The organism is Amycolatopsis sp. NPDC058278 (genome assembly GCF_042881395.1).
GTDB lineage: Bacteria > Actinomycetota > Actinomycetes > Mycobacteriales > Pseudonocardiaceae > Amycolatopsis.
The window spans coordinates 32952-59718 of the sequence record NZ_JBHVXZ010000061.1 but is presented as its reverse complement, the minus strand read 5'-3'; the positions used below and the strand labels follow the sequence as shown (position 1 = coordinate 59718).

Genomic DNA, 26767 nt, shown 5'->3' with positions numbered 1-26767 from the left:
CGTGTCTGGAGGGTCGACTCGCGTGTGGGGAGGGTCGACTCGCGTGTCTGGTGGGACGACACGCGTGCCTGGGGTCGGGTCGGGAGGGTGACGGCGGGCGGGGTGGGGGCCGTTACCGTCTGGGGGTGCCACGACGTAACCGTCCCGGCCGCCGTTCGGACGGTGGGCCGCCCGAACGTGACCTCGGTGCCGCCACCGGGTGGGCGCGGGCCGAGTCCGGCACCGACGGGGACTGGCTCGTGCGGACCGTGCCCGGGAGCCAGGCGACCAAGGTCTACCGCTGTCCCGGCTGTGACCACGAGATCCGGCCGGGCACGCCGCACCTGGTCGTCTGGCCCGCCGACGAGACCGGGTCGGTCGCCGACCGCCGGCACTGGCACCGGGCCTGCTGGGAAGCGCGGGCCCGGCGGCGGCCGCAGCGCCGTCGGTGAGTCCCGCGGGCTTTCGCTCTGGAGTTTTCAAACAACGCCCGGCTCAGCGCCGGTAGTGGCGGGACATCGCGCCGTCGTACATCTCCTCCGTGTACTCCGTGAAGCCCAGCCTCTCGGCCACCCGCAGCGATGGCTTGTTCGCGATGCTCACGCTCGCCAGCACCGGCACGGACGGCAGCTCGCGGGCGCACCACTCCAGGACCGCCTGCCCCGCCTCCACCGCGTACCCCTTCCCCCACGCCGACGGCCGGAACCGGTAGCCGAGGTTCAGCACCTTCTCGCCGTGGAACTCGCGCAGCCGCACGCCGCACATGCCGATCACCTCGGTGCCCCCGCGTTCGAGGACCGCGGGGTAGCCGAAGCCGTGCTCGGCCCAGTGGGCCAGCCAGTCCGAGAACATCGCCGACGCACCCGGGACGTCGGGTGGGTCGGGGTGGAAGCGGTTGGTCCGCGGGTCGGTGTGGATGTCGACCATCGCCTGCCGGTCCGCCTCGTGGAGCGGACGCAGCAGCAGCCGGGGAGTTTCGATGTCGGTGAACACATCGGCGAAGCTAGCGAGGGGGTCCGACAAAATGACGCGCATGACCGAACTGCCGCTGGTCCTCCTCCACGCCTTTCCCCTGGATTCCCGCATGTGGAACGCGGTGCGCGAGCCCCTCGCTTCACACCTTCGGGTGATCACGCCCGATCAGCGCGGGCTCGGCCGCTCGCCGCTGCCGGAGTCCGATCGCGAACCGAGCCTCGAGGACGCCGCGCGGGACGTCGTCGCCCTGCTCGACCGGCTGGACCTCGACCGCGTCGTGCTCGGCGGCTGCTCGATGGGCGGCTACCTCGCGATGGCCGTGCTGCGGCTCGCGCCGGAGCGGGTCGGCGGGCTCGTGCTCATCGACACCAAGGCCACCCCCGACACGCCCGAGGCCGCCCAGACGCGGCTGGACGTCGCGGTCCGCGTCGAGAGCGAGGGCATCAAATCCTGGCTCGCCGAGGCGAACCTGCCGAACCTGCTGGCCGCGTCGACGCGTGAAAAGCGTCCCGAGCTCGTCGAGACGGTCCGGGAGATCATCGAGTCCCAGCCGCCCGCCGGCGTTTCGTGGACGGCGCTCGCGCTGCGGACCCGGCCGGATTCCCTCGGCCTGCTGCGGGATTCCGGCGTTCCCGCCCTGGTCATCGTCGGGGAGGAGGACCGGATCACCCCGGTGGCCGCGGCGAGCGCGATCGTCGAGGTGATGGACGGCGCAACGCTCGTGGTGCTCCCGGAGTCCGGTCACCTGACCCCGCTCGAAGACCCCGCGGGCGTGGTCGAGGCCATCCTGTCCTGGTACCCCGCGACTCACGGAGAAGAGAAGTAGGCAGCGAGCGCGGAGCGGGCTTCGGGAAGCCGGTGCGGGAACCGCTGGCCGATCACGAAGCGCCATGCCACGGCGAAGAGTTCTCGCAGCCGCGTGTACGCACGAAGGGCCTCATCGGACACCGAGGCGGGGTAGGCGGCCAGGTACTCCGGGCCGCCCTGCCGGGCCAGGATGCCGAGGTCCCAGGCGAGCGGCCCGAGCCAGGTGTCCTCGAAGTCCAGCCAGCACGGCCCGGCCGCCGTCGCGATCAGGTTGCCGGGGTGCGCGTCGCCGTGCAGCGGCTGGACGGCACCGTCGGGCAGCCCGGCTTCGACCCGCGCGGCTTCCGCACGCAAGCGGGGGTCGAAATCGTGCCGGTCGAGGAGCCGCTCCAGGTCGTCCAGCGGCCCGCGGCGGGGCAACTCGCCGGGGTACTCGCGCAGGGCCGCGTGCACCTCGGCGAGCGAGCGTGCGACGACGTCCGGGGCGTAGCGGTGGTCCGGATCGTGCGGCGTGTGGTGCCAGAGCGTGACCGGCAGGCCGTCCGCGAAATGCGGTCCGGCCGGGGGATCGGCGGTGGGTGAGACGACGAGCACACCACGGTCCGTGAGGAACCTCGAAAGCGCGACGTCCCGCGCCAGCCAGGCCGCCGGTTCCGGGCGGAGCAGCCGGGTCGTCGCGGGCACCCTGGCGACCAGCGGACCTAGCTTCACCAGCACGTTCGAGCGTTCGTGGAGCACTTCGGGATCGTGGCCGGGCAGCCCCAGCCGGGCGGTCACGGCGCGGGCCGCGCGCACCGCCGCACGGGTGTAGTCGTCGGCCACGCCCCGATCTTGCCAGCCGGTGCGCGCGACTGTCGGTAGCGAGGGCTACGATCCCCCCAAGCCGCCGGATCGGGGTCTCCCGGGCCCGGTGGCCGGACGATGACCACCACAAGGTTTCAGTGTTGGAGGCAGGAGTGACGGCCGTAGCCCCCAAGCCGATCGCCACGCGCCCGTACCCCGCGCGCGAGTCGGTTAAGGGTTCGTACCTGCTGCGGTTGTTCCGCACGACGGACCACAAGCAGATCGGGATCATGTACCTGGTCACGTCGTTCGCCTTCTTCATGGCGGGCGGCGCGATGGCCATGCTGATCCGCACCGAGCTGGCGCGGCCCGGGCAGCAGTTCCTCTCCCAGGAGCAGTACAACCAGCTGTTCACCATGCACGGCACGGTGATGCTGCTGCTGTACGCGACCCCGATCCTCTTCGGCTTCGCGAACTTCGTCCTGCCGCTGCAGATCGGCTCGCCGGACGTCGCCTTCCCGCGGCTGAACGCGTTCTCGTACTGGCTGTACCTCTTCGGCGGCCTGATCGTGATGTCCGGCTTCCTGACCCCGGGTGGCGCCGCCGACTTCGGCTGGTTCGCCTACACCCCGCTGTCGGACGCGATCCACTCGCCGGGCGTCGGCGCGGACCTGTGGATCTCCGGCCTGATCGTCGGTGGTCTCGGCACCATCCTCGGCGCGGTCAACATGATCACCACCGTCGTCTGCCTGCGCGCGCCGGGCATGACGATGTACCGGATGCCGATCTTCACCTGGAACATCCTGGTCACCAGCATCCTGGTCCTGCTCGCCTTCCCGATCCTGACCGCGGCCCTGATGGGCCTGCTGGCGGACCGGCACCTCGGGGCGCACGTGTTCGACCCCGAAAACGGCGGCGTGATCCTCTGGCAGCACCTGTTCTGGTTCTTCGGCCATCCCGAGGTCTACATCGTCGCGCTACCGTTCTTCGGGATCGTGTCGGAGATCTTCCCGGTCTTCAGCCGCAAGCCGCTGTTCGGCTACAAGAGCCTGGTCTGGGCGACGCTGGCCATCGCGGCGCTCTCGGTCGCGGTGTGGGCGCACCACATGTACGCCACCGGCGCCGTGCTGCTGCCGTTCTTCTCCTTCATGACGTTCCTGATCGCCGTCCCGACCGGCATCAAGTTCTTCAACTGGATCGGCACGATGTGGAAGGGCCAGCTGTCCTTCGAGACGCCGATGATCTTCTCGATGGGCTTCATCGTCACGTTCCTCTTCGGCGGCCTGACCGGCATCCTGCTGGCCGCGCCGGCGATCGACTTCCACGTGTCGGACAGCTACTTCGTCGTCGCGCACTTCCACTACGTGCTCTACGGCACGATCGTGTTCGCCACCTTCGCCGGCATCTACTTCTGGTTCCCGAAGATCACCGGCCGGATGATGGACGAGAAGCTCGGCAAGTGGCACTTCTGGACCACGTTCATCGGCTTCCACGGCACGTTCCTCGTCCAGCACTGGCTGGGTGCCGAGGGCATGCCGCGCCGGTACGCGGACTACCTGACCAGCGACGGCTTCACCACGCTGAACACGATCTCCACGATCGGCGCGTACATCCTCGGTGCCTCGACGCTGCCGTTCATCTGGAACGTCTTCAAGAGCTACCGGTACGGCGAGATCGTCACGGTGGACGACCCGTGGGGCTACGGCAACTCGCTCGAGTGGGCGACGTCCTGCCCGCCGCCGCGGCACAACTTCACCGAGCTGCCCCGGATCCGCTCCGAGCGGCCCGCGTTCGAGCTGCACTACCCGCACATGATCGAGCGCATCCACAGCGAGGGTGAGATCGGCTTCTTCGGGAAGCAGAAGGTCAACAGCCACGCGGCCCCGTCCCAGCTGCTCACCGAAGCGGTGATCCCGGGGGACCACTCGAACGACAACGCGAGCGAGCAAGGCGACAAGTAGTACCTGATCGAGTGAGCGCGTGCCCGGCTGATGTGAAGCCGGGCACGCGCTCTACTTATGTCCGGCCCCGGACCGGCAGACTGGCCGTGCAGCGTTGCCGAACGAGGGATGACCAGTGACCCAGACCCCCGTCCTGATCACGACGACCGGCCCCGACAAGCCGGGTGTCTCGTCCGTGCTGTTCGCCGTGCTGACCCGGCACGACGTCGATGTGCTCGACGTCGAGCAGGTGGTCATCCGCGGGAAGCTCGTGCTCGGCGTGCTCGCCGGGGTCTACCGCGACCCGGAGGGCCTGCAGGAGACGGTCGAGCAGGCGATGGCGTCCGTCGGCATGCAGGTCGACGTGAAGATCGGCCCGGCGATCGGGGACGACCCGTTCGCGCTCGGCCGCCGGGACTCCTCCCACGTGCTGGTGGTGCTGGGCCGCCCGGTGACCGCGCGGGGCTTCTCCGAGGTCGCGCGCCGGCTGGCCTCGCTCGGCGCCAACATCGACGCCATCCGCAGCGTCGCCGACTACCCCGTGACCGGGCTCGAGCTGTACGTCTCGGTCGACCAGGACACCCCGGAAGCCGACGCCGCGCTGCGCTCCGAGCTCGCCGACGCCGCCGTCGAGGCGGGGGTCGACATCGCCGTGGAGCGGGCGGGCATCACGCGCCGGGCGAAGCGGCTCGTCGTGTTCGACGTGGACTCGACCCTGATCCAGGGCGAGGTCATCGAGATGCTGGGCGCGCACGCCGGGGTCGAGCCGGAGATCCGCGAGATCACCGAAGCGGCCATGCGCGGCGAGCTGAACTTCACCGAATCGCTGGAACGGCGGGTCGCGCTGCTGGCCGGTCTGCCCGCGACGGCGATCGACCAGGTCGCCGCGTCGATCGAACTGACGCCGGGCGCCCGCACCACGATCCGGACGCTCAAGCGGATGGGCTTCCGCACTGGCGTCGTCTCGGGCGGCTTCACCCAGGTCATCGACGGCCTCGTGGAGGAGCTGGGGCTCGACTTCGCGGTGGCGAACGAGCTCGAGATCGTCGACGGCAAGCTCACCGGGAAGGTGGTCGGTGACGTCGTCGACCGCGCGGGCAAGGCGAAGGTGCTTCGCCGCTTCGCCGCCGAGTACGACATCCCGCTCGAGCAGTGCGTCGCTGTCGGGGACGGCGCCAACGACATCGACATGCTTTCGGCCGCAGGCATGGGCGTCGCGTTCAACGCCAAGCCGGCGTTGCGCGAGGTGGCCGACACCGCGCTGTCGCACCCGTACCTCGACGCCGTGCTGTTCGTGCTCGGCCTCACCCGCGGCGAGGTCGAAGCGGCCGACGCCGCCGACGGGCTCGAGCTGATGCGTCCGTGAGCAGCGTTCTCGACCCCCTGGGCGCCCGCTACGCCTTCTGGCTGGGGCTTCCGGCCGAAGACACTTCGGACACCTCCGACGAGCTCCCTGACGAAGTCCGCGCGATGCCGGTCATCCTCCGCATCGAACGGGCGGAGCCGCCGGGTCGCACGCCGCTGCTCGAGGCGGCGGCCGCGGCGGCGCTGGCGGTGTGCCTCGACGAGCGTTCCCAGCCCGGCGGCGAGTGGGCCGAGCCGATGCACGCCTGGCTCGACAACCGGATCCGGAAGGTCGCGCGGCGGGCGCGGGGCGCGCACTGGGCCGCCGTCCAGGAGCTGCCCGGCATCACCGTCGAGGTCGACGGCGCCGAGGCACGGGCGCTCGTGCCGGGCCTGGTCACCGAGACACCAAAGGAAGTCGCGCGGCTGCAGATCTCCGGCAGCGAACTGCCGCCGGACGAGCCGGGCCCGCTCCCGGACGGCGTCCCGCTGCTGCTGCTCAACCCGCACGTGCCGATGACCGTCGGCAAGGGCGCCGCCCAGGTCGGCCACGCGACGATGATCCTCGCCGCGTTGCTGGACGACGCGGAGCGGGCCGCCTGGGCTGCTCGGGGGTTCCGGGTCGCCGTGCGCACGGCGAGCCCCGTGCGGTGGAAGGAACTGCACCCGGGCGACGACCCGGAGGGCGCGTGGCGGCGCGACCGCGTCATCGCCGTGCGGGACGCCGGGTTCACCGAGGTCGACCCGGGCACGATCACGGTGCTCGCCCAGTGGGCGCCGGAACAAGCGGCTTCCTGAGCTGGTTGGAGCGGGCATGACACTGGAAGTGGAACGCACCGGCGAGCACGCGTTCGTCGGGCGCAACGAACGCGGCGCGGAGGTGCGGCTGGGCCGTAAGGGCGCCGAAGGGGCGTTCTCGCCCGCCGAATTGCTGCAGATCGCGGCGGCGGGCTGCAGCGCGGTGACCGCGGAAGAGCTGATCACGCGGCGGATCGGCGAAGAGGCGAAGTTCCGCGTCGCCGTGAGCGCCGATCGTCGTGAAGGCGCTTCGGAGCTCGACGCCGTGCACGTCGCTTTCGACGTCGACGTGTCGACATTGGCGGCGGATCAGCGGGAAGCGCTCGCCGGCGCCGTGGACCGGGCGATCGAGCGGCTCTGCACGGTGAGCCGCACGCTCAAGAAGGGGATTCCGGTGACGGAGGAATTCCCGGTTTAGGGTCGGGAGCGACCGGGATCAGGTCCGCCCACTCCTCGGCGAGCTTCTCGCGTTGCGCCTGGTCGAGAAACGGCAGAACGACACCGCACGACCGGCAGACGCGGCCGTGAAGCGCCGAGAAGAACGGACGCGACTCGAGAAATCCTGGACGTTTGAAGCGCAGGCCAACCCAGTTCTGGGTGTCGAGATCGGCGAGCGGGCTCAGGCTCTCTTCGCCGCAGACCGGGCAGCGCACCTCAGTTCTCGCTGGATTCCCAGACGACGTAGGCCTGGTCGGCGTCGGTCGTCATGGCTTCGATGAACTTCTCGTTGTCGAAGCCGGGCAAGGACTGCAGGCGCTCGATGAGCGCGTCGGCCGCCGGGTCGCCGCTCGGGACCGCGGTGCCCTTGCCGTCGGTGCCGACGAGCATGAAGAACACGTCTTCGTTCCACGGGCCGTCGGGGATGACCCGCACCATCACCGAGGACAGGTCGGACCACGTGACGGCCTCTTCGCTGCCGTCCGCGAGCCGCCGCCGCACTCCGGTGTCGTCGACGCTGACGGTCCGGGACTGGGCGCTGGACGAATCCTGGGTCAACCGGTGCTCCCTTGTTGCTTCGGTGGCTTCACCGTACCGGGCGAGGCTGTGCACCGCGTCACGCGGGCGCGGCTGCGTCCAGCCGGCGCAGTGCTTCCCGCACCACCTTCGGGTCCATCGTCGGCCAGAACGGCGGCAGTGACGCGCGCAGGAAGCCGCCGTAGCGGGCGTTCGCCAGCCGCGAATCCAGCACCGCCACCACCCCGCGGTCGGTGACCGCCCGGTGCAGCCGCCCGGTGCCCTGCGCCAGCAGCAGCGCCGCGTGCGTGGCCGCCACGGTCAGGAACCCGTTGCCGCCGCGGGCTTCCACCGCGCGCTGCCGCGCCGAGGACACCGGGTCGTCCGGGCGCGGGAACGGGATCCGGTCGACCACCACGAGCTGCAGCGACGGCCCGGGGACGTCCACGCCCTGCCACAGGCTCAGCGTGCCGAACAGGCACGTGCGGACGTCTTCGGAGAACTTCTGGACCAGCAGCGATGTCGCGTCGTCACCCTGGCACAGGATCGGGAAGTCCAGCCGTTCCCGCATCTCCTCCGTGGCCTGCTTGGCCGCCCGCATCGAGGAAAACAGGCCCAGCGTGCGGCCGCCAGCCGCCTCGATCAGCTCGGCCAGTTCGTCCATTGTGGACGACGTCAGGCCGTCGCGGCCCGGTGGCGGCAGGTGCTTGGCGAGGTACAGGATGCCGTTGCGCCGGTGGTCGAACGGCGAGCCGACGTCGAGGCCGGTCCACTTCGGGCCCGAGTCGTCCGACGGCGCTTCCTTCTCCGTCGCAGCCCCGGGCGCCTGTTCCACCCGGGCCGCGCCCGGCGGGAGCCCCCACTGGCGCGCCATGGTGTCGAACGTGCCGCCCAGCGTCAGCGTCGCCGACGTCAGGATCGTCGTGTGCTGGTTGAACACCCGCTCCCGCAGCAGGCCGGCGACGCCCAGCGGCGCCACCTTCAGCGCCGGTGGCCGGGGGTTCGACGAGTACTTGTCGCCGGAGAGCCAGACGACGTCGCGCTGGTGCGCCTGGTCTTCGTCGAAGGCCTCCAGCAGCCGGACCGCGGTGTCGTGCACCTCGTCGAGCAGTGACCGCGCCAGCTTGCGCGCCGTGGCGCCCTCGACGTCCTCCTTGCGGTCGGAACCCAGCGCCGTGATGCACCGGTGTGCGGCGTCGCGGACCGCCGGGATCGCGCCCTGCAGCGGCCGTGGCAGCTCGTCCATCCGGCCCGCGGGCAGATCGTCGACGATCAGGGCCAGCCCGTCACCCGCTTCCAGCAGGCCGTCGGCGACGTCGGCGTCGATGAGCTTGCCGCAGCGGCGCGCGGCCGCCGCGCACATCGCGCTGGTCAGCTCGCCGGTGGCGACCGAGGTGACCCGGTCGACCAGGTCGTGGGCCTCGTCGATGATCACCACGTCGTGATCCGGCAGCACCTGGTAGCCCTGCAGCGCGTCGATCGCCAGCAGCGCGTGGTTGGTGACGATGACGTCGGCGCGGCCGGCTTCGGCGCGGGCCTTCTCGGCGAAGCAGTCCGTGCCGATCGGACAGCGTGAAGCGCCGAGACATTCCTTCGCCGTCACGGAAACCTGACGCCACGCCTGGTCGGTGACGCCGGGGACGAGCTCGTCGCGGTCGCCGGTTTCGGTGTCCGACGCCCACTCCCGCAGCCGCGTGACCTCCTTGCCCAGCCGGGAGACCGCGAACGGGTCGAACAGCTGGGCGTCCTCCGGCTCGTCCGGCGCGCCGGAATCCAGCCGGTGCAGGCACATGTAGTTCCGGCGGCCCTTGAGGATCGCGAAGGTCGGCTCGCGGCCGAGCGGCTTCTTCAGCGCCTTCGCCAGCCGTGGGAGGTCGCGGTCGACGAGCTGGCGCTGCAGCGCGATCGTCGCCGTGGAGACCACCACCGTGGCCTCTTTCTCGACGGCGTGGCGGATCGCGGGCACGAGGTAGGCCAGTGACTTGCCGGTGCCGGTGCCGGCCTGCACGGCCAGGTGCTCACCGGTGCGGATGGCGCGGCCGACGGCGTCGGCCATCTGGACCTGCCCCGGGCGCTCGGCACCGCCGACGGACTCCACCGCGTGGGTGAGGAGTTCGAGGACGCCGGGGAAATCGGTTCGGGCGGGCACAGCGACACATTAGCCGCCACCACCGACAGAGATCGGTGCTCCGTCGCGAACGGGCCACTCGCGCCGCGGGGACCCGCCGCGCGGCAGGTCCCCGCGGGCGGTCAGTCTTCGGTGCGGCCGGAGACCAGCTTCCAGGTCAGCGGCAGCAGACCGGCGGCAACGACGATCTTGATCGCGTCCCCGATGAGGAACGGCGTGACGCCCTTGGCGAACGCGGTCGACAGGTCGAACCCGGTCGACGCCATCAGCCACGGCACGCCGAACGCGTAGATCACCAGGTTGCCGAGCACCATCGTGCCCGCGGTGCGCACCGGCGTCCGGTCGCCGCCGCGGCCGGCGAGCGCGCCGATCAGCGCGCCGGCGAAGACGAACCCGACGATGTAGCCGGCGCTCGCGCCCGACAGGCCGGACGTGCCGTGCTGGAACCACGGCACCCCCACCGCGCCGACCAGCAGGTACACCAGCATCGAGGCGGCACCGCGCGACATGCCGAGCGACGCGCCGACGAGCAGCGCGGCGAACGTCTGGCCGGTCATCGGCACCGGGCTGCCCGGCACCGGGATCGTCAGCTGCGCGGCGGCGCCGGTGAGCACGGCACCGCCGGCGACCAGCGCGATGTCCCGCACGAGCGAGCCGGGTACGAGGTCGGCCAGCACGGGCCGCTTGCCGGCGAAGGACAGCGAAGACACGAAACCTCCCGATATGAACAGGCGACGACCGAGGTTAACGCTCGTTACCGTCCCGTGGACCCGCCGAGTTGCGTTCCTCACCGGCCACTCGTCCGGGTGGACCCGATCAGGGCGGGCGCCGGACCGGCCGATGACGAAGGGCATAGCTGCGATCTGTCACGCCAACCGAGGAGGCCGGAGCATGCGGAACGCCAGGAAGAGGACATATCGGGTGCTGGCCGTGACGATGCTGGCCGCTCCGCTCCTCGGCGCGGCGGCGCCGGTGACCTCCACCGGATGGGCGTCGTCCGGCTCGGTGGACGTGACGATCGACAACGAGCAGATCGTCACCGGTGAACTGGCGAAGTGCACCGTCGACGGCCCGTACCGGGGCTGGACGCAGGGGGGCGCCACCGGCGACATCGCGGTGTTCGGCGCTGGTGAAACCGGCTGCGGGCGATCCGGTGAGGCGTCGATCGCCCAGGCGGCCGGGCGCCGCTTCCGGGCGACCTTGCTGCAGCGCTACGGCGGCCCGGCACTCACCGTCCGCACGTTCTCGGCCAAGTGCGCGACGACGGCGACCGGCAGCCTCGGCGAGGTGGCGGTCGGCGCCGTCGAAGGGGTCACCGTGCCGGAGGAGATCCCGCCGAACTACCGGATCGTCATCCCCGGCGGGGCCGCCGGCACCGCGCTGGCGACGGTCGTGCTCAACGAGACGGTGACGCCGCAGCCGCCGGACGGCAGCCTGGTGACGCACGCGGTGCACATCAAGCTGTTCCCGCAGGGCGGCCCGGCCAGCGGCGACATCTACCTGGGCACGGCCGCTTGCGACCCGTTCGGGAAGAAGTGATCAGGCCGGGGTGAAGCGGGAAGCCGCCGCGACGAACTCGCCCGCCCGCGTGGCCAGGTCCGGCAGGCTGCCGCCGGAGGACAGCGCGTCGCCCAGCAACGGCGTCGCCGCGGCGACCGCGATCGCGCCCGAGCGCAGGTAGCCCTCGACGTCGGCCAGGTGGACGCCGCCGGTCGGCACCAGCGGGACGTCGGGCAGCGGCGCCCGCACCGCGCGCAGGTACGCGACGCCGCCCGCGGCGGCGACCGGGAACACCTTCACCGCGGCCGCGCCGAGCCGCCAGGCCTGGTCGATCTCCGTCGGCGTCAGCGCACCGCAGATCACCGGGGTGTCCAGGGCCGCGGCGCGCTCCAGGACCGCCGGGTTGACCGTCGGCGTGATCAGGTACGCGGCACCCGCGTCCACCGCGATGTCCACATCGGACGGTTCGCGGACGCTGCCCGCGCCGATCAGCGCGTCCTCGCCGAGCGCCAGGCGCAGCGCGGTGATGGCCGCGGGCGCGCCCGGCGTCGTCAGCGTGGCTTCGAGCAGGCGGACGCCCGCCGCGTGCAGCACCATCGCGGCGTCGGCGAACCGCGCCGCGCCGGTGGCGCGCAGGATCGCGACGAGCCGGTGTTCCGCCAGCGCCGCCCGCAGGTCCTTCACGCGGCCGGGCCGACGACGGCGGTGCCGGTGTACGCGACGCCCGCCTCGTCGAAGTCCTTCAGCGTCGCGTCGACCGTCGGCTGCGAGCCGCCCACGGTCAGGTCCAGCAGCACGCGCACGCCGAAGCCGGCCTTCGCCGCGTCGAGCGCTGTCGCGCGGACGCAGAAGTCCGTCGCGATGCCGACGACGTCGACGTCGGTCACGTCGTGCTCGCGAAGCCAGGCTTCCAGCGACTTGCCGTCGCGGGCCGCGCCCTCGAAGCCGGAGTACGCGGCGCTGTACTCGCCCTTGGAGAACACCTCGCCGATCGGGACGACGTCGAGCGCGGCGTGGAACGACGCGCCAGGCGTGCCGGCGACGCAGTGCACCGGCCAGCTGTCCTTGAAGTCCGGCGTCTCGCTGAAGTGGTCACCTGGGTCGATGTGGTTGTCCCTGGTCGCCACGACGTGGCTGTACCCGCCCTCGGCGGCCTGCTTCGAGATGCCGGCGGCCGCCGCGGCCCCGCCCGGCAGGCCGAGCGAACCCCCTTCGCAGAAGTCGTTCTGCACGTCCACCACGATCAGCGCGGTCCCCATGGTCGAACTCCTCTCACAAGAACAGCGTCGGGATAGCGGGCTCGCCGTGCGAGAGCTTGAGGCCTTCCCACGGCAGGCTGACCAGGCCGCGGCGCAGCCGCTGCCTCGCGTCGTCGAGCGTAGGCAGGTCCGGCGCCGGACGGCCAGCGCGGATCAGCGGGATCTGCAGCGGGCGGTCGTTGGCCTCCGGCTCCGGCGCGGCCGAACCGGAAGCCCAGACGACCTCCTCGACCGCCGTGCCGGTGCCGCGGTGGCGCCGCAGCGCGGACTTCCGGCCGCCACGCGACTCCTTGTGCGCACTGCGCTTGGCGACCGGCCTGCCGTCCACCTCGACCAGCTTGTAGACCATGCCGGCGGTCGGCGCGCCGGACCCGGTGACCACCGAGGTGCCGACGCCGTAGGCGTCCACCGGCTCCGCGCGCAGCGCCGCGATGGCGTGCTCGTCCAGGTCGCCGGAGACCACGATCCGGGTGTCCTTCGCCCCGAGGGAGTCCAGCTGCTCGCGGGCCCGGCGGGCGAGCGGGCCGACGTCACCGGAGTCGATCCGGATCGCGCCGAGTTCGGGCCCGGCGACGCGGACCGCCGTCTCGATGCCCGCGGTGATGTCGTAGGTGTCGACCAACAGCGTCGTGTCCGCGCCCATCTTGTCCACCTGGGCGCGGAAGGCCGCCTCCTCGCTGTCGTGCAGCAGCATGAAGGCGTGCGCGACGGTGCCGCGCGTCGGGATGCCGTAGCGGCGCCCGGCTTCCAGGTTGGACGTCGTCGCGAAACCGGCCAGGTAGGCGGCGCGCGCGGCCGCGACCGCGGCGTACTCGTGCGTGCGACGCCCGCCCATCTCGATGATCGGGCGGCCGTGCGCGGCGCCGGACATCCGGGCCGCCGCCGACGCGATGGCGCTGTCGTGGTTGAGGATGGACAGCACCAGCGTCTCCAGCAGCACGCACTCGCCGAACGAGCCGGTCACGGTGAGGATCGGCGAGCCCGGGAAGTACAGCTCGCCCTCGGGGTAGCCGTCGATGTCGCCCGAGAACTCGTAGTCGGCGAGCCAGCCCAGTGTCGCGTCGTCGACGACCGCGGTGGCCTCCAGCTGCGCCAGTTCGGCGTCGGTGAAGCGGAAGTCCGCGATCGCGTCGAGGACCCGGGCGGTACCCGCGACGACGCCGTAGCGCCGCCCGTCCGGCAGCCTCCTGGCGAATACTTCGAATACGCAGGGCCGCGCGTGCGTCCCGTCGGCGAGCGCGCTGCCCAGCATGGTCAGCTCGTAGTGGTCGGTGAGCAGCGCAGTGCTGGCCGTGACCGGCTCCGGTGAACCCATGGGGTAAGCCTATTCACCCACATGGCCGGACCTGGCGCGGCGTACCCGGTGACCCCCGTGACACCATGGGGTGCATGTCCACGCCTGTCGCATCCGAACAGACGCAGGTCGAACCGGCCGGTGCCGAAGTCGCCGAGTCGGACACACCGTGGCGGACCGTGGTGTGGAACGACCCGGTCAACCTGATGTCGTACGTGACGTACGTCTTCCAGAAGCTGTTCGGCTACAGCCGCGACCACGCCACCAAGCTGATGCTGGACGTGCACCAGAAGGGCAAGGCGATCGTGTCGTCCGGCAGCAAGGAAAAGGTGGAGACGGACGTGGCGAAACTCCACGCGGCCGGCCTCTGGGCCACCATGGAGCAGCCCTCGTGAACGGTTGGCGGCGCAAGGGCGCGGTGATCCACGCGGGGTTCGAGCAGCAGGAAGCGGCCGTGCTGCGCGGGCTGGTCAGCCAGCTCGAGGACATGCTCACCGCGCGTGCCGAAGAGGCGCCGCAGGACGAGCTCGCCGAGCTCACCGGCATCCGGACCGGGCCCAGCGAGTCGCCGGACGACCCGGTGCTCTCGCGGCTGCTCCCGGACTTCCACAAGCTCGACCCGGACAACCCGTCGCGGGAGGACATCGACTCGGTCGCGGCGATGCGGTCGCTGCACGAGCCGGAGCTGCTCGACATCAAGGTCGGCGTGGCCAAGATCGTGCTCGACACGCTGCCCCGCGACGGCGGCCACGTGCGGCTGACCGAGGAGCAGGCGGACGCGTGGCTGGGCGCGCTCAACGACGTCCGGCTGGCCCTCGGCACCGCGCTCGACGTCACCGAGGACATGCCCGACGAGCTGCCCGAGGACGACCCGCGGGCGCCGCACCTGGGCGTCTACCACTGGCTGACGTGGGTGCAGGAGACGCTGATCCAGGCGCTGACCGGATGATCACCGACGTGCCGGGTGTCCTGGTCGGGCACCACGAGCGGGTCGGCGACGGCTGGGCCACCGGGACGACGGTGGTGCTGGTGCCCGAGGGCGCGGTCGGCGCGGTCGACCAGCGCGGCGGCGCGCCGGGCACGCGCGAGACGAACTTGCTGGAGCCGGAAAACCTGGTGCAGCGGGTCAACGCGGTCTGCCTGTCGGGCGGGTCGGCGTACGGCCTCGCCGCGGCCGACGGCGTGATGCGGTGGCTGGCGGAGCGGAACCTGGGCTTTCCCGTCGGGACGCAGCCGCACGAGGTGGTGCCGATCGTGCCCGCGGCCGTGCTGTTCGACCTGCCGCGCAGCGAGTGGGGCAACCGGCCCGACGCGTCCTTCGGCTACGCGGCCTGCGACGCGGCTTCGGGCTCGTTCGCCCAGGGAACGGTCGGGGCGGGCGCGGGGGCGGCTGTGGGGTCGCTGAAGGGCGGGATCGGCTCGGCCAGTGAAGTCGTCGGCGAGTTCACGGTCGGGGCGCTGGCGGCGGTCAACGCGGCCGGCGAGGCCGTGGACCTGGCGACGGGCCGGGCCTACGCGGCCGACCACGGCGACTTCGGCGTGACCTGGCCTTCGCGGGCCGCTGACCTGCCCTCTCGCCGGACGGACCTCAACACGACGATCGGCGTGGTCGCGGTGGACGCGGCGCTGTCCAAGGCCGAAGCGCGGCGGATCGCGGTCGCGGCGCAGGACGGGCTGGCGCGAGCCGTGCGCCCGGCCCACACGATGTTCGACGGCGACACGGTGTTCGCGCTGGCCACCGGGGCGCACGAGCTGCCGGACGCGAGCGGCCCGTTCGGCGCGGCGGCCCGGCCGGCGGCGCTGGACGCGCTGTGCTCGGCGGCGGCGCGCGTGTTCGCGCGGGCGATGGTGCACGGCCTGCTGGCGGCGACCACGGCCGGCGGGGTGCCGGCCTACCGGGACGTCTGGCCGGAAGCGTTCGGTCAGCCGCCCGGGTAGGGGTCCTCGGGCAGGGCGTCGCCGACGGCCTCGAGGTTCGCCGCGCGCACGGCCGCGATGTACTCCTCGTCGATCTCCAGGTCGATGCCGCCGACCGACAGGATCGGCCCGAGCGAGGGGTGGATCTCGAGCGGGCCCAGTTCGGTGGAACGCGGCAGGCGTTCCCAGATCTGCTTCGGCCGGTTCAGGGTCCAGCGGCTGCAGGCCAGCAGGGTGACGTGCCGGTCGGTCACCATGATCAGGAAGCCGACCCGGACGCGCATGCGGTTCACGTACAGCGACATCCCGGGGATCACGTACTGGATCCGCTCGTCGGTCCCGAGGTACATCCGGCACCGATCGCGCACTTTCGACGACAACGGCATCGGCCCAGTATCCCGAGAACGGCTGGTGAGCGGTATATCTCCCTCCCGAGAACGGCTGGTGAGCGGTATATCTCAACATCTGGACCCGCTTTGTCCACCACCTAAGATGTAAGTGTGCTCCGGATCCGCCGTGAACTCGTCGACGAGATCGTCGCCCACGCCCGTCGTGACCACCCCGACGAAGCGTGCGGGGTGATCGCGGGGCCCGAGGGCTCGGATTCCCCCGAGCGGTTCATCCCCATGCTCAACGCGGCCCGGTCGCCGACGTTCTACGAGTTCGACTCCGGCGACCTGCTGAAGCTCTACCGCGAGATGGCCGCGAACGACGAGGTGCCGGTGGTGATCTACCACTCGCACACCGCGACCGAGGCCTACCCGTCGCGCACCGACGCGAACATCGCGGCCGAGCCGGACGCGCACTACGTGCTCGTCTCCACCCGCGACCCCGAAGTGCACGAGTTCCGGTCGTACCGGATCGTGGACGCCGAGATCACCGAGGAGCCGGTCGAGATCGTCGACTGAGCTCCCGGAACAAACCGCGCGCCACCGGCGTCTGCGTGTAAGAACCCACCGGAGGTATGAACCCATGGCCGTGACCGTCTCCATCCCGACGATCCTGCGCACCCACACCGGCGGCGAGAAGTCCGTCGAGGCGAAGGGCGCGACCGTCCTCGAGGTCATCGACGACGTCGAGTCCCGCCACGCCGGCATCAAGGGCCGCCTGGTCAAGGAGGAGAAGCTGCACCGCTTCATCAACGTCTACGTCAACGACGAGGACGTGCGCTTCGCCGGCGGGCTCGAGGCCGAGGTCAAGGACGGCGACACCCTGACCATCCTGCCCGCCGTGGCCGGTGGCTGATCGATGGCTCGCTTCGAGTCGCTGCTCGACGCGCTCGGCGGCACCCCGCTGGTCGGGCTGCCCCGGCTCTCCCCGACGCACGACGTGCGCCTGTGGGCGAAGCTGGAGGACCGCAACCCGACCGGCTCGATCAAGGACCGGCCCGCGCTGGCCATGATCGAAGCCGCCGAGCGTGAAGGCAAGCTGCGGCGCGGCTCCACGATCCTGGAGCCGACGTCGGGCAACACCGGGATTTCGCTGGCCATGGCCGCCAAGCTCAAGGGCTACGGGCTGGTCTGCGTGATGCCGGAGAACACCTCGACCGAGCGCAAGCAGCTGCTGCAGGCCTACGGCGCGCGGATCGTCTTCTCGCCGGCCGCGGGCGGCTCCAACGAGGCCGTCCGGCGGGCGAAGGAGCTGTCCGCGGCGAACCCGGACTGGGTGATGCTCTACCAGTACGGCAACCCGGCCAACGCCGACGCGCACTACCGCGGCACCGGCCCGGAGCTGCTCAAGGACCTGCCGACGCTGACGCACTTCGTCGGCGGTCTCGGCACGACGGGCACGCTCGTCGGCGTCGGGCGCTACCTGCACGAGGCCAAGCCGGACGTCCAGGTCATCGCGGCCGAGCCGCGCTACGGCGAGCTGGTGTACGGCCTGCGCAACCTCGACGAGGGGTTCGTGCCGGAGCTGTACGACCCTTCGGTGCTCAACGGCCGCTACTCCGTGGGGGCGTACGACGCTTTGCGGCGCACCCGGGAGCTGCTGGAGCACGAAGGCATCTTCGCGGGCATCTCGACGGGCGCGGTGCTGCACGCGGCTTTGGCGGTGGCCGAGAAGGCCGCGGCCCGGGGTGACGCGGCGGATGTCGCCTTCGTCGTCGCGGACGCCGGGTGGAAGTACCTGTCCACCGGGGCCTACGCGGGGTCGCTGGACGAGGCGGCCGAGCGGCTCGACGGGCAGCTCTGGGCCTGAGCTACCACAGCTGGGGCAGCTCGAGTTCTTCGAGCGGCTCGGCGGCCACGCTGTAGCCCTCCTGGACCTTCCGGGTCGACCGCGAGCCGGCCAGCGCGGTGACCAGGACGTTCGAAACCCCGGCGAACGCCGTGCGCAGTTCGGGCATCATGGTTCCCATGATGGTCATCGGGCTGCTCGGCGGCATGAGCTGGGAGTCGTCCGCCGAGTACTACCGGCTCGTCAACGAGCGGGTGAAGGTCGTCCTCGGCGGGCTCCACTCGGCGCACACCGTGCTCTACTCCGTCGACTTCGCCGCGATCGAGGCCATGCAGGCCGACGGCCGCTGGGACGACGCCGGTGCCGAGCTCAACCGGGCCGCCAAGGCACTGGAAGCCGCCGGTGCCGACTTCGTCGTGCTCTGCACGAACACCATGCACAAGGTGGCCGAGCAGCTCGAAGCCGGCCTCGGCATCCCGCTGCTGCACCTGGGCGACACCACGGCCGCGGCCGTCAAGGCCGCCGGGATCCGCCGCGTGGGGCTGCTCGGGACCGGCTTCACCATGGGGCAGCCCTTCTACCGCGACCGCCTCGCCGCGCACGGGCTCGACGTGCTCGTGCCCGGCGCCGAAGACCGCGACCTGGTGCACCGGATCATCTACGACGAGCTGGTGCTCGGCATCGTGAAACCCGAGTCCCGCGAGGCCTACCGCGGCGTGATCGCGCGGCTGGCCGATGCCGGTGCCGAGGGCGTCATCTACGGCTGCACCGAGATCGAGCTGCTGGTCGGCCCCGAAGACGCCCCGGTGCCGACCTTCCCGACGACTCGCCTGCACGCCGAAGCGGCGGTGGACTACGCGCTGGGCACCACCTCACTGCCCTTGCCACCGACGTGAGCCTCGTGCTGCGCGACGCACCGCCGCCACAGCCGCTCGCGCTCCTCGGCCGTGAACTGCGCCGGTGGGATGCCGAACACGTCGCCCGCGGCTGCCCACCAGTCGCCGGGTGACCCGATCAGCTCCTTGGCACCGTGGCGATCCAGGGTGAGCGCGCGCAGGGAGTCGACGCCCGCCTCGTCCCGCCGTTGCACCACGCAGACCCGCACGAACCCGGACTCGGGTGCCGTCGACAGCCAGGTGTGCTTCTCCGCGAAGTCCGCCATCTCCGCGACACCGGGCGCGAAGTCCATGCCGGTGAAGCTGCCCGAGGGGTCGTGCTCGAACCGCCAGCCACCCGGCGCCACCTCCGACGGCCGCAGCCGGTAGGTGTGCGGGCCCTGCACGTAGGTGCCTTCCCGGAGGGGGAGCGGCTCGTGCGGGCCGTCCCCGAGCCCCGCGTCGACCAGCCACGCCGTCTCCGGGGCGTCCGGCAGCCCGGTGACGGTCAGCGCCAGGTGGTTCCGGTCGACGTTCGGCGCGTCCGCACTGCCCTGCACCCCGCCCAGGTGCCGGGTGACCTGGTAGCCGAGCGCCGCCAGCAACGCCGAGAACGCCCCGTTCAGGTGGTAGCAGTACCCGCCGCGGCCCCGCAGGATCCGCGCCAGCGACGCCGACGGATCGAGCGGCGTCGGCCGCCCGAGCTGCACCTCCAGTGCCTCGTAGGGCACGCGTTCGACGTGCGCCGCGTGCAGCCGCCGCAGCGCCCCCAGGCCCGGCGGCTCGGGATCGAGGCCGAGCCGCGCGAGATAACCGATGACGTCCATGCCCGACAAGCTAGCGATGACCACCGACAAAACCGCCGGATCAGGGATTTCACCCGAGGTGGAGCGGCCGTGCCCCGCTTAGCCTCGAAGGGTGAGCACCTTGAACCCCGCCCCGGAAACCGCCGCCGCCAAGCGCGTGCTGCCGCCGAAACCGGTGGCGGCCGCGATCGTCGCGCTGTCGTTCACCCTGCTGCTGTACCTGGTCGAGCTGGTCGACGTCGTCCTCCCCGGTGACCTCGACCAGGGCGGCATCCACTCGCGGGCGCTGTCCGGACTGGACGGCGTGCTGTTCGCCCCGGTCCTGCACGCCGGCTGGTCGCACCTGTTCGCGAATACCGTCCCGGTGCTGGTGCTCTCCTTCCTCGCGATGGCCGCCGGGATCGGCCGGTTCGCGCTGGTCACGGCCATCATCTGGGTGGTTTCCGGGCTCGGTGTGTGGCTGATCGGGCCGTCGGACGGCGTCACCGTCGGCGCGTCCGGCCTGGCCTTCGGCTGGCTCGCCTACCTGCTGGTCCGCGGCCTGTTCAACCGCGCGGCCGGGCAGATCGTGGTCGCCGTCGTCCTGCTCGGCGTGTGGAGCGGCATGCTGGCCGGGCTGCTGCCGGGCAACCCCGGCGTCTCCTGGCAGGGGCACCTCTTCGGCGCGCTGGCCGGCGTCCTCGCGGCTTGGCTGACCACCCGCCGGGCGGGCAAGGCCGCCCCGGGTAACCTCGAAGCGTGACGTCTCCGCCCGCTGATGCCCCGATCGGCGTGTTCGATTCCGGCGTCGGCGGGCTGACGGTGGCGAGGGCGATCCTCGAGCAGCTGCCCGCCGAGCAGCTCCGCTACGTCGGCGACACGGCGCACAACCCGTACGGCCCGCTCCCGATCGCCACCGCCCGCAGCTACGCGCTCGCGGCGCTCGACGAGCTGGTGGAGAGCGGCGTGAAGGCTCTGGTGATCGCCTGCAACACGGCGTCCGCGGCCTGTCTGCGCGACGCGCGCGAGCGCTACGACGTCCCGGTGATCGAGGTCGTCCTGCCCGCCGCGCGCCGCGCCGTCGTGGCGACGCACACCGGCCGCGTCGGCGTGATCGGCACCGAGGGCACCGTGCGGTCGCGGGCCTACGAAGACGCCTTCGCCGCGGCGCCCGCCATCACGCTCACCAGCGTCGCCTGCCCGCGGTTCGTCGACTTCGTCGAGCGCGGCATCACGACCGGGCGCCAGGTGCTCGGGCTGGCGCAGGGCTACCTCCAGCCGCTCCTCGACGCCCAGGTCGACACGCTGGTGCTCGGCTGCACGCACTACCCGCTGCTGCAGGGCGTGCTGCAGATCGTGATGGGCCAGGAAGTCACCCTGGTGAGCAGCGCGGACGAGACCGCCAAGGACCTCGTCCGCGTGCTCACCGAGGGGGACCTGCTGACCACCCGGGACACCCCGCCGCGGCACGAGTTCCTCGCCACCGGATCGGCGGAGCCGTTCACCCGGCTCGCCCAGCGGTTCATGGGGTTCGCCCCGGGTGTCCTCGCTCCCACCACCGCGTGATCGCGGCGGCGGACGCTTAGGGTGTCGTCGTGCGACTGACCATCCTCGGGTGCTCCGGCAGCATCCCCGGGCCGAACGCCGCCGCGTCCGGTTACCTGATCGAGGCCGAGGGTTTCCTGCTCGGCCTCGAACTCGGCAACGGCACGCTCGCGCAGCTGCAAGCCGTGGCCGACCCGTTCGACCTGGACGCGCTCGTGCTCACACACCTGCACCCCGACCACTGCGCCGACGTCAGCGCGCTCACCGTCCTGCGGCGCTACCACCCGGCGCCGCCGTACCCGGCACGCCCGCGGCTGCTGCCGCTGTACGCCCCGCCGGACGCCCCGACGCGCTTGGCGAACGCGTACGCCCCCAACGAAACCGAGCGGGCCGTCACGGACCTCTCCGACGTCTACGACTTCCGGCCGCTGCGGCCCGAGCCGTTCCGGATCGGGCCGTTCGAGGTCGTCGCGGTCGAGGTCGACCACCCGACCCCGGCGTACGGCGTGCGGCTCTCCTACGGCGGCCGCATCCTCGCGTTCACCGGCGACACCGGGCCGTGCGCGGCGCTGAACGAGCTCGCCGACGGCGTCGACCTGCTGCTCGCCGAAGCGTCCTGGACGGATTCGGCGGAGCGGCCGGCGGGTGTGCACCTGTCGGGCAAGCAGGCCGGTGAGCTGGCCCGGGACGCCGGCGTCGGGCGGCTGCTGCTGACGCACATCGCGCCGTGGACCGACGCGGGAGCGGTGCTGGCCGAGGCTTCGGCCGGGTTCCCCGGTGCCGAGGTCGTCAAGCAGGGTGCCGTCTACGACGTCTGAACGGCGGTCATAGAGTGCACGTGTGGCTCGAAAAGACGGCAGGACCGACGACCAGCTCCGTGACATCAAGATCACCCGGGGATTCCAGCAGTGGCCGGCGGGGTCGGTGCTGATCGAATTCGGCAACACGCGGGTGCTGTGCGCGGCGAGCGTCACCGAAGGGGTGCCGCGCTGGCGGGCCGGCTCCGGCCTCGGCTGGGTGACGGCCGAGTACGCGATGCTGCCGTCCGCGACCAACACGCGCGGTGACCGCGAGTCGGTGAAGGGCCGGATCGGCGGGCGCACGCACGAGATCTCGCGGCTGATCGGCCGGTCCCTGCGGGCCTGCATCGACCTGGCGGCGCTGGGCGAGAACACGATCGTCATCGACTGCGACGTCATCCAGGCCGACGGTGGCACCCGCACGGCGGCGGTGACCGGTGGTTACGTGGCCCTGGCGGACGCGATCACCTGGCTGGGCGCGGCGAACCGGCTCAACGACCCGCAGCCGCTGTCGTCCTCGGTGGCGGCGGTGAGCGTCGGCGTGGTCGACGGCCGGGTCCGGCTCGACCTGCCGTACGAAGAGGACTCGCGCGCCGAGGTCGACATGAACGTGGTCGCCACCGACGCGGGCACCCTCATCGAGGTCCAGGGCACCGGCGAGGGCGCGACCTTCGCAAGGTCCACTTTGGACACGATGCTCGACATGGCGCTCGCGGGCTGCGCGGAGCTGACTCGCCTGCAGAACGAGGCCCTGGCGCTGCCGTACCCGGGTGAGCTGCCGGAGCCGCGTCCGGACAAGAAGAAGGGCTCGAAGTGACGAAGCTGCTTCTGGCGACGCGCAACGCGAAGAAGCTCGGCGAGTTGCGGCGGATCGTCGCCGCGGAAGGTCTTTCGGGCCTCGAGGTGATCGGCCTCGCTGATGTGCCTTCGTTCCCCGAGGCACCCGAGACGGCGCCCGACTTCGAAGGCAACGCGGTGGCGAAGGCCCGTGACGCTGTCGCCGCAACGGGATTGCCCGCCATCGCGGACGACTCGGGGCTCGCCGTCGACGCGCTGAACGGGATGCCGGGGGTGCTCTCGGCCCGGTGGTCCGGTAAGCACGGTGACGACGAGGCGAACCTGGATCTGGTGCTGGGGCAGCTTCGCGACGTGCCCGACGAGCGCCGCGGCGCCCAGTTCGTCTGCGCAGCGGCCTTGGTGCTGCCGTCGGGCGAAGAGACGGTGGTCCGGGGCGAGTGGCGCGGCACGCTGGTGCGGGAACGACGTGGGGTGAACGGGTTCGGCTACGACCCGATCTTCCGGCCGGACGGCGAAAGCCGGACGTCGGCGGAGATGGAACCGGCGGAGAAGGACGCGGTTTCCCACCGGGGGCTGGCGTTGCGGGCGCTGCTGCCGGCACTGCGGGAGCTGGCTTAGCTCCGCTTCAGCGCCGGCCCGCCGGGCTGGCCTGCGATCGGGATCAGGCAGCCAGGCCGAGGTCCCGGATCAGCTTCGCCACGTGGCCGGTCGCCCGGACGTTGTAGAAGGCGTGGGCGATCTTGCCGTCGGCGTCGACGACGAACGTCGAGCGGATCACGCCCAGGTACGTCTTGCCGTAGTTCTTCTTCTCGCCGTACGCGCCCCACGCTTCGATGACCGTCTTCTCGGGGTCGCCCAGCAGCGGGAACGTGAGGCCTTCGTTCTCGACGAACTTGGCGAGCTTCGCCTGCTTGTCCGGCGAGATGCCGACGACCTGGTAGCCGGCGTCGTTCAGCTCGGCGAGGTTGTCGCGGAAGTCGCAGGCCTGCTTGGTGCAGCCCGGTGTGCTCGCCGCCGGGTAGAAGTACACGACGACGGACCGGCCGCGGAAGTCGCGCAGCGACACTTCGTTGCCCTCGCTGTCGGGCAGGGTGAAGTCCGGGGCTTCGTCACCGGGGGAAAGGCGCTCGGTCATGCCCGCGAGCTTAACGGCGGTGGCTCAGGCGGGGCCGCAGTAGGTGACCGCGACGGCCTCGGTCGCGGTCGGCCGGATCTGCAGCCGCAGCTGCGTCTGCTCACGCGGGACCGCGAACGCCAGCGTGATGTGCACCGAGCGGCCGGGCAGGACGTCCTTGCCCGCGTCGGTGATGCCGGTGAAGCCCTGGGTGTTGTCCACGACCTGCTTGACCGCGGTGCCGCCCGAGGTGGCGGTCACGTTGAGGCCGGAGAGCTTGTACGTCGTCGAGCCGTCGTTGGTCAGCTGGACGTCGAAGGCCGCGCCGCGCGGGCTCTGCGGGTACGCCGACGGGCTGGGCCGGAACGACTGCGGGGAGCCGACCGAGATGGTGAGGCCGCTGGCGAACCGGTGGTCGGCGCCGAACTTGAGGTCGTTGCCCACCGGGGAGGCCGAGGCACCGGCGCCCGCGGGGGAGCCGGCCGCGCCGAGTGCCGCGGTGCCGTCGTGAGCCGAGGGGACCCCGCACGCCACCGCCAGGCCGAGCAGTCCTGCGGCGAACATGATCTTGCGGGTGCGCGCGAGCGCCATTGCGGGTACTCCAGTCGGCGGGTCGGGTGCCGTCGGCAACGGGGGTTTGCCGGGCGAACCCGCTCCACTCTGGCCGTGATCGCGCGCGGTTACGAGGCGCAACCGGGGGTTGTCGCGCACCTGGTGCCACCCCGTGGCCAATCCGTGACCGGAACGGCACGGCTGGTGACAATCTCTGGCCACATGCCACTTAAACCGCGAGGGCGAACAACAGGATGAAGATCGCGACGCCGGCCACCCACGCCGCCATCAGCCAGCCGAAATCCCGGATCGGATCGACCGCCCGGCTCTCCTCGCCGGGCACGTAAACGCCGCGATCCTCGAACCAGTCCGCCCAGCGGGCGATCCAGTGCAACGGATTGCGCGACGACATGCTTCACCTCCGGGAGCGCGTTTCCCCGTCACAGTACGCGTTCGGGCACGCACGCCGGAAGGCGCGGGCGGCCGTCCACTTCCGACACGCCACGGTCGGATGAACCTCGGCGCCACTCGTGTAGAGATTCAGGCGAGGCCGTGACGGCGCAGGATCGCCACCGCACGGACGGTGGCGTAGCCGCGCCATTCGAGCGACGCGGAGGGCGAGAAGCTCGCGAAATCCACCCGCCAGCCACCGTCGTCCTGTTGCGCGGCCGCGAGCCGCCGCAGTTCGGCCTCGATGACGTCGTCGGCGAACAACGCGCGCGCCGGGCGGTCCGGCAGCGGAGCGAAGTCCAGGGCGCGGAGGGTTTCGCCCTCCGAACCACCGGCCACCGGGGCCAGTCCGTCGGCCGGGACGAACGCGGCGAGGTGGTCCAGGAGCGCGGGCGCCTCCTCGTGGAGTTCGTGCGCCGCGTCCGCGAACTGCACCGCGAAGGACAACGCGATCGCGTGCGGCGGCGCGGAAAGCTCGCGGATGGCGCGGAAGCAGTACCGCGTCGCCGCGGCCAGCCACGGGTGCTCGCGGACGGCCCGGTCGTGGCGGGCGACGCGCAGGGCCACGCCCGCGGTGAACGCCGTGCTCTGCAGGGTGGCCTCCGCCGGATCGGCCTGGACCCAGAAGGGCGCGCAGCCGGCCGGGTCCGCCACGGGCCGGGCGAACGGCAGGCCACCGTCCGGACGGGACGCCGTGGCCAGCCAGTCGCAGAGCTTCGCCGCGTGCGGTGTCGTCGCCGGGGCGATCTCCTCGAACACCTCGAAGGCGTGGAGGGCGCCGCCCGGCTGGCTTTCCGGGGCCCGCAGGTCCGGCTCGAGGCCCCAGCCGTAGCCGCCGTCGGCGTTGCGGTAGCCGTCGACGGCGGCCAGCACCGCGTCGGCGTCGGCGGCGCCGCCGAGCAGTTCGAAGCGGCGGCGGTCGAGGAGGCGGGCGTGCGTCGCCATGAAGGACGCCGCCGCGGGAAGGTTCACGGACATGCCGCCAGCGTCGCACCGGTGCGGCCGGCGGTCTTGAACGGATCGGACCTCAGGGCAGCCGGGGCCCGACGGAGGCGGCCTCGCGCAGCCGCGCCGCGTCCTGCCCGGGTGGGGCACCGAACAGGCGGCGGTACTCGCGGTTGAACTGCGAAGGGCTGTCGTAGCCGACGAGGTGCCCGACACCGGCGACGTCGCCCGCGCCGGCCAGCAGCAGCGACCGGGCTTCCTGCAGGCGGATGCGCTTCTGGAACTGCAGCGGGCTCATCGCCGTGGCCGCGCGGAAGTGGCGGTGGAACGCCGAAGCGCTCAGCCCGCTCAGCCGCGCGAGTTCCTCGATCCGCATCGGCTCGGCGTAGTTGTCCCGTATCCAGCGGATCGCGCGGCCGACGTGGGCGGCGCCGCTGTCGGCCAGGCCGATCCGGCGGACCAGGCCGCCGTGCGGGCCGGTCAGCAGCCGCCAGAGGATCTCCCGCTCGATCAGGGGCGCGAGCACGGGCGAGTCGGACGGGTGGTCGAGCAGCCGAAGCAGGCGCAGCGCCGCGTCGAGCAGCTCCGGGCCGGCGTCGTCGATGGCGATGGGGGACGCCGGTGGTGTGCGCGGCGGCGCCTCGAGCAGCAGCGGGGCGATCGCCTCGGGCCGCAGGGCGAGGCCGAGGCCCAATGCCGGCGTCCGCGGGGTCGCGCCGACGAAGTGGCCGGTCACCGGCAGGTCGGTGCCGACCAGCAGGTACTGCCCGGCGCGGTACTCGTGCACCTGCTCGCCGAGCAGCAGGCGCTTGCCGCCCTGGGCCATGACGACCAGCAGCGGCTCGGCGAGCGAGTGGTGCGTTTCGCTCGTTTCCACTTTGGACAGCAGCAGGCCCGGCACCGGCGTGCGCAGATCGGCGTGCGCGTGCCGGGCGACGAGGTCGCGGAGTTCGTCGAGCACGCATCCAGGAAACCGCCATCGAGAGGATCGGGCAAGAGGTCGCTTCGATCGGTCTACCGCTGAGCTGGGCTTCCGCGGTTTCCTGG

The 26767-nt window shown here is 71.9% G+C and carries 36 protein-coding genes; 19 read left to right on the top strand and 17 right to left on the bottom strand.

Going from position 1 to position 26767, the window contains the following annotated elements:
• The first annotated feature begins 125 nt into the window (after positions 1-125).
• The gene (locus ACFVYA_RS28640) at positions 126-431 is read left to right on the top strand and encodes a hypothetical protein (protein WP_285985878.1); all 306 of its coding nucleotides are present in this window, start codon (positions 126-128) and stop codon (positions 429-431) included.
• A gap of 43 nt (positions 432-474) precedes the next feature.
• Here ACFVYA_RS28640 and ACFVYA_RS28635 read toward each other — a convergent pair whose 3' ends face one another.
• Positions 475-1014 (bottom strand): GNAT family N-acetyltransferase, encoded by a 540-nt coding sequence (locus ACFVYA_RS28635; RefSeq protein WP_285985877.1) that lies wholly within the window; start codon positions 1012-1014, stop codon positions 475-477.
• Here ACFVYA_RS28635 and ACFVYA_RS28630 point away from each other — a divergent pair.
• Positions 1013-1780 (top strand): alpha/beta fold hydrolase, encoded by a 768-nt coding sequence (locus ACFVYA_RS28630; RefSeq protein WP_387049332.1) that lies wholly within the window; start codon positions 1013-1015, stop codon positions 1778-1780. The two genes, ACFVYA_RS28635 and ACFVYA_RS28630, sit on opposite strands and share 2 nt — an antisense overlap.
• Here the strand turns inward: ACFVYA_RS28630 and ACFVYA_RS28625 are convergent.
• The gene (locus tag ACFVYA_RS28625; RefSeq protein WP_387049331.1) at positions 1762-2583 is read right to left on the bottom strand and encodes a phosphotransferase; all 822 of its coding nucleotides are present in this window, start codon (positions 2581-2583) and stop codon (positions 1762-1764) included. The genes ACFVYA_RS28630 and ACFVYA_RS28625 overlap by 19 nt on opposite strands.
• A gap of 134 nt (positions 2584-2717) precedes the next feature.
• On the opposite strand from ACFVYA_RS28625, the gene ctaD reads away from it, so the two are divergent.
• The 4 genes from ctaD to ACFVYA_RS28605 all read left to right on the top strand — a co-directional run bounded on the left by ctaD (position 2718) and on the right by ACFVYA_RS28605 (position 7044).
• The gene (ctaD, locus tag ACFVYA_RS28620; RefSeq protein ID WP_387049329.1) at positions 2718-4505 is read left to right on the top strand and encodes a cytochrome c oxidase subunit I; all 1788 of its coding nucleotides are present in this window, start codon (positions 2718-2720) and stop codon (positions 4503-4505) included.
• A gap of 115 nt (positions 4506-4620) precedes the next feature.
• The gene (gene serB / locus ACFVYA_RS28615) at positions 4621-5850 is read left to right on the top strand and encodes a phosphoserine phosphatase SerB (RefSeq protein ID WP_285985873.1); all 1230 of its coding nucleotides are present in this window, start codon (positions 4621-4623) and stop codon (positions 5848-5850) included.
• On the top strand, positions 5847-6626 hold the full coding sequence (locus ACFVYA_RS28610; protein WP_387049328.1) for a peptidyl-tRNA hydrolase: 780 nt from the start codon (positions 5847-5849) through the stop codon (positions 6624-6626). The genes serB and ACFVYA_RS28610 overlap by 4 nt, the downstream gene beginning before the upstream one ends.
• Positions 6627-6642: 16 nt before the next feature.
• Positions 6643-7044 (top strand): OsmC family protein, encoded by a 402-nt coding sequence (locus ACFVYA_RS28605; RefSeq protein WP_387049326.1) that lies wholly within the window; start codon positions 6643-6645, stop codon positions 7042-7044.
• Here the strand turns inward: ACFVYA_RS28605 and ACFVYA_RS28600 are convergent.
• From ACFVYA_RS28600 to ACFVYA_RS28585, 4 genes are all read right to left on the bottom strand, one after another.
• Positions 7004-7279, bottom strand: a complete 276-nt coding sequence (locus ACFVYA_RS28600; RefSeq protein ID WP_387049324.1) for a hypothetical protein — start codon at positions 7277-7279, stop codon at positions 7004-7006. The genes ACFVYA_RS28605 and ACFVYA_RS28600 overlap by 41 nt on opposite strands.
• Before the next feature lies 1 nt (position 7280).
• Positions 7281-7622 (bottom strand): hypothetical protein, encoded by a 342-nt coding sequence (locus ACFVYA_RS28595; RefSeq protein ID WP_328449633.1) that lies wholly within the window; start codon positions 7620-7622, stop codon positions 7281-7283.
• Positions 7623-7680: 58 nt separating this feature from the next.
• A complete protein-coding gene (locus ACFVYA_RS28590) occupies positions 7681-9729 on the bottom strand; it encodes an ATP-dependent DNA helicase (protein WP_387049323.1) in 2049 nt (682 codons plus the stop codon).
• A 101-nt stretch (positions 9730-9830) separates the two neighbouring features.
• A complete protein-coding gene (locus ACFVYA_RS28585) occupies positions 9831-10418 on the bottom strand; it encodes a biotin transporter BioY (protein ID WP_387049321.1) in 588 nt (195 codons plus the stop codon).
• Between the two features lie 211 nt (positions 10419-10629).
• Between ACFVYA_RS28585 and ACFVYA_RS28580 the strand changes: the two genes are divergently transcribed.
• Positions 10630-11247 carry a choice-of-anchor P family protein gene (locus ACFVYA_RS28580; RefSeq protein ID WP_387049336.1) on the top strand — a complete coding sequence of 206 codons (618 nt, stop codon included), beginning with the start codon at positions 10630-10632 and terminating at the stop codon, positions 11245-11247.
• On the opposite strand, the gene ACFVYA_RS28575 is transcribed toward ACFVYA_RS28580, so the two are convergent.
• The 3 genes from ACFVYA_RS28575 to ACFVYA_RS28565 are packed head-to-tail and all read right to left on the bottom strand — an operon-like array spanning position 11248 to position 13782.
• Positions 11248-11892, bottom strand: a complete 645-nt coding sequence (locus ACFVYA_RS28575; protein WP_387049319.1) for a bifunctional 4-hydroxy-2-oxoglutarate aldolase/2-dehydro-3-deoxy-phosphogluconate aldolase — start codon at positions 11890-11892, stop codon at positions 11248-11250.
• On the bottom strand, positions 11889-12467 hold the full coding sequence (locus ACFVYA_RS28570; protein ID WP_285985865.1) for an isochorismatase family protein: 579 nt from the start codon (positions 12465-12467) through the stop codon (positions 11889-11891). The genes ACFVYA_RS28575 and ACFVYA_RS28570 overlap by 4 nt, the downstream gene beginning before the upstream one ends.
• A 13-nt stretch (positions 12468-12480) precedes the next feature.
• Positions 12481-13782 carry a nicotinate phosphoribosyltransferase gene (locus ACFVYA_RS28565; protein ID WP_285985864.1) on the bottom strand — a complete coding sequence of 434 codons (1302 nt, stop codon included), beginning with the start codon at positions 13780-13782 and terminating at the stop codon, positions 12481-12483.
• Positions 13783-13856: 74 nt separating this feature from the next.
• Here ACFVYA_RS28565 and clpS point away from each other — a divergent pair, with 74 nt between their 5' ends.
• The 3 genes from clpS to ACFVYA_RS28550 are packed head-to-tail and all read left to right on the top strand — an operon-like array spanning position 13857 to position 15699.
• Positions 13857-14156 (top strand): ATP-dependent Clp protease adapter ClpS, encoded by a 300-nt coding sequence (gene clpS, locus ACFVYA_RS28560; RefSeq protein ID WP_013229464.1) that lies wholly within the window; start codon positions 13857-13859, stop codon positions 14154-14156.
• The gene (locus ACFVYA_RS28555) at positions 14153-14710 is read left to right on the top strand and encodes a DUF2017 domain-containing protein (protein ID WP_020640928.1); all 558 of its coding nucleotides are present in this window, start codon (positions 14153-14155) and stop codon (positions 14708-14710) included. Before clpS ends, ACFVYA_RS28555 begins: the two co-directional genes overlap by 4 nt.
• Positions 14707-15699: a P1 family peptidase gene (locus ACFVYA_RS28550; protein ID WP_387049317.1), complete on the top strand. Its 993-nt coding sequence runs from the start codon at positions 14707-14709 to the stop codon at positions 15697-15699. Before ACFVYA_RS28555 ends, ACFVYA_RS28550 begins: the two co-directional genes overlap by 4 nt.
• On the opposite strand, the gene ACFVYA_RS28545 is transcribed toward ACFVYA_RS28550, so the two are convergent.
• On the bottom strand, positions 15684-16064 hold the full coding sequence (locus tag ACFVYA_RS28545; protein ID WP_387049315.1) for a hypothetical protein: 381 nt from the start codon (positions 16062-16064) through the stop codon (positions 15684-15686). The two genes, ACFVYA_RS28550 and ACFVYA_RS28545, sit on opposite strands and share 16 nt — an antisense overlap.
• A gap of 114 nt (positions 16065-16178) precedes the next feature.
• Between ACFVYA_RS28545 and ACFVYA_RS28540 the strand changes: the two genes are divergently transcribed.
• The 3 genes from ACFVYA_RS28540 to ACFVYA_RS28530 all read left to right on the top strand — a co-directional run bounded on the left by ACFVYA_RS28540 (position 16179) and on the right by ACFVYA_RS28530 (position 17877).
• Complete coding sequence (locus ACFVYA_RS28540) at positions 16179-16586, top strand: Mov34/MPN/PAD-1 family protein (RefSeq protein WP_043776741.1); 408 nt, start codon at positions 16179-16181, stop codon at positions 16584-16586.
• 64 nt (positions 16587-16650) lie between these two features.
• Positions 16651-16923 (top strand): MoaD/ThiS family protein, encoded by a 273-nt coding sequence (locus tag ACFVYA_RS28535; RefSeq protein ID WP_086679767.1) that lies wholly within the window; start codon positions 16651-16653, stop codon positions 16921-16923.
• 3 nt (positions 16924-16926) lie between these two features.
• Positions 16927-17877: a PLP-dependent cysteine synthase family protein gene (locus ACFVYA_RS28530; RefSeq protein WP_285985861.1), complete on the top strand. Its 951-nt coding sequence runs from the start codon at positions 16927-16929 to the stop codon at positions 17875-17877.
• Between the two features lies 1 nt (position 17878).
• Here ACFVYA_RS28530 and ACFVYA_RS28525 read toward each other — a convergent pair whose 3' ends face one another.
• Positions 17879-18046 (bottom strand): hypothetical protein, encoded by a 168-nt coding sequence (locus tag ACFVYA_RS28525; RefSeq protein ID WP_387049313.1) that lies wholly within the window; start codon positions 18044-18046, stop codon positions 17879-17881.
• Here ACFVYA_RS28525 and ACFVYA_RS28520 point away from each other — a divergent pair.
• The gene (locus tag ACFVYA_RS28520; protein WP_387049312.1) at positions 18036-18752 is read left to right on the top strand and encodes an aspartate/glutamate racemase family protein; all 717 of its coding nucleotides are present in this window, start codon (positions 18036-18038) and stop codon (positions 18750-18752) included. The two genes, ACFVYA_RS28525 and ACFVYA_RS28520, sit on opposite strands and share 11 nt — an antisense overlap.
• Here ACFVYA_RS28520 and ACFVYA_RS28515 read toward each other — a convergent pair.
• Positions 18710-19558 carry an arylamine N-acetyltransferase gene (locus tag ACFVYA_RS28515; protein ID WP_387049310.1) on the bottom strand — a complete coding sequence of 283 codons (849 nt, stop codon included), beginning with the start codon at positions 19556-19558 and terminating at the stop codon, positions 18710-18712. The genes ACFVYA_RS28520 and ACFVYA_RS28515 overlap by 43 nt on opposite strands.
• Positions 19559-19649: 91 nt before the next feature.
• On the opposite strand from ACFVYA_RS28515, the gene ACFVYA_RS28510 reads away from it, so the two are divergent.
• The 5 genes from ACFVYA_RS28510 to rdgB are packed head-to-tail and all read left to right on the top strand — an operon-like array spanning position 19650 to position 23277.
• Positions 19650-20279: a rhomboid family intramembrane serine protease gene (locus tag ACFVYA_RS28510; RefSeq protein ID WP_387049309.1), complete on the top strand. Its 630-nt coding sequence runs from the start codon at positions 19650-19652 to the stop codon at positions 20277-20279.
• Positions 20276-21082 carry a glutamate racemase gene (gene murI / locus ACFVYA_RS28505; RefSeq protein ID WP_285985857.1) on the top strand — a complete coding sequence of 269 codons (807 nt, stop codon included), beginning with the start codon at positions 20276-20278 and terminating at the stop codon, positions 21080-21082. The genes ACFVYA_RS28510 and murI overlap by 4 nt, the downstream gene beginning before the upstream one ends.
• Before the next feature lie 29 nt (positions 21083-21111).
• Entirely contained in the window at positions 21112-21879 is a 768-nt protein-coding gene (locus ACFVYA_RS28500; protein WP_285985856.1) for an MBL fold metallo-hydrolase, read from the top strand.
• Between the two features lie 22 nt (positions 21880-21901).
• Positions 21902-22678 carry a ribonuclease PH gene (rph, locus tag ACFVYA_RS28495; RefSeq protein WP_091317310.1) on the top strand — a complete coding sequence of 259 codons (777 nt, stop codon included), beginning with the start codon at positions 21902-21904 and terminating at the stop codon, positions 22676-22678.
• Positions 22675-23277, top strand: coding sequence for an RdgB/HAM1 family non-canonical purine NTP pyrophosphatase (gene rdgB, locus ACFVYA_RS28490; RefSeq protein ID WP_285985855.1), 603 nt, complete (start codon positions 22675-22677; stop codon positions 23275-23277). Before rph ends, rdgB begins: the two co-directional genes overlap by 4 nt.
• A gap of 43 nt (positions 23278-23320) precedes the next feature.
• Here rdgB and bcp read toward each other — a convergent pair whose 3' ends face one another.
• From bcp to ACFVYA_RS28465, 5 genes are all read right to left on the bottom strand, one after another.
• Positions 23321-23794 carry a thioredoxin-dependent thiol peroxidase gene (gene bcp, locus ACFVYA_RS28485; RefSeq protein WP_285985854.1) on the bottom strand — a complete coding sequence of 158 codons (474 nt, stop codon included), beginning with the start codon at positions 23792-23794 and terminating at the stop codon, positions 23321-23323.
• Positions 23795-23818: 24 nt separating this feature from the next.
• Positions 23819-24364, bottom strand: a complete 546-nt coding sequence (locus ACFVYA_RS28480; RefSeq protein WP_285985853.1) for a hypothetical protein — start codon at positions 24362-24364, stop codon at positions 23819-23821.
• A 190-nt stretch (positions 24365-24554) separates the two neighbouring features.
• Positions 24555-24737, bottom strand: coding sequence for a hypothetical protein (locus tag ACFVYA_RS28475; RefSeq protein ID WP_285985852.1), 183 nt, complete (start codon positions 24735-24737; stop codon positions 24555-24557).
• 128 nt (positions 24738-24865) lie between these two features.
• Positions 24866-25753 carry a hypothetical protein gene (locus ACFVYA_RS28470; protein ID WP_387049307.1) on the bottom strand — a complete coding sequence of 296 codons (888 nt, stop codon included), beginning with the start codon at positions 25751-25753 and terminating at the stop codon, positions 24866-24868.
• A gap of 49 nt (positions 25754-25802) precedes the next feature.
• Positions 25803-26681 (bottom strand): AraC family transcriptional regulator N-terminal domain-containing protein, encoded by an 879-nt coding sequence (locus tag ACFVYA_RS28465; RefSeq protein ID WP_387049306.1) that lies wholly within the window; start codon positions 26679-26681, stop codon positions 25803-25805.
• Positions 26682-26767: the final 86 nt, after the last annotated feature.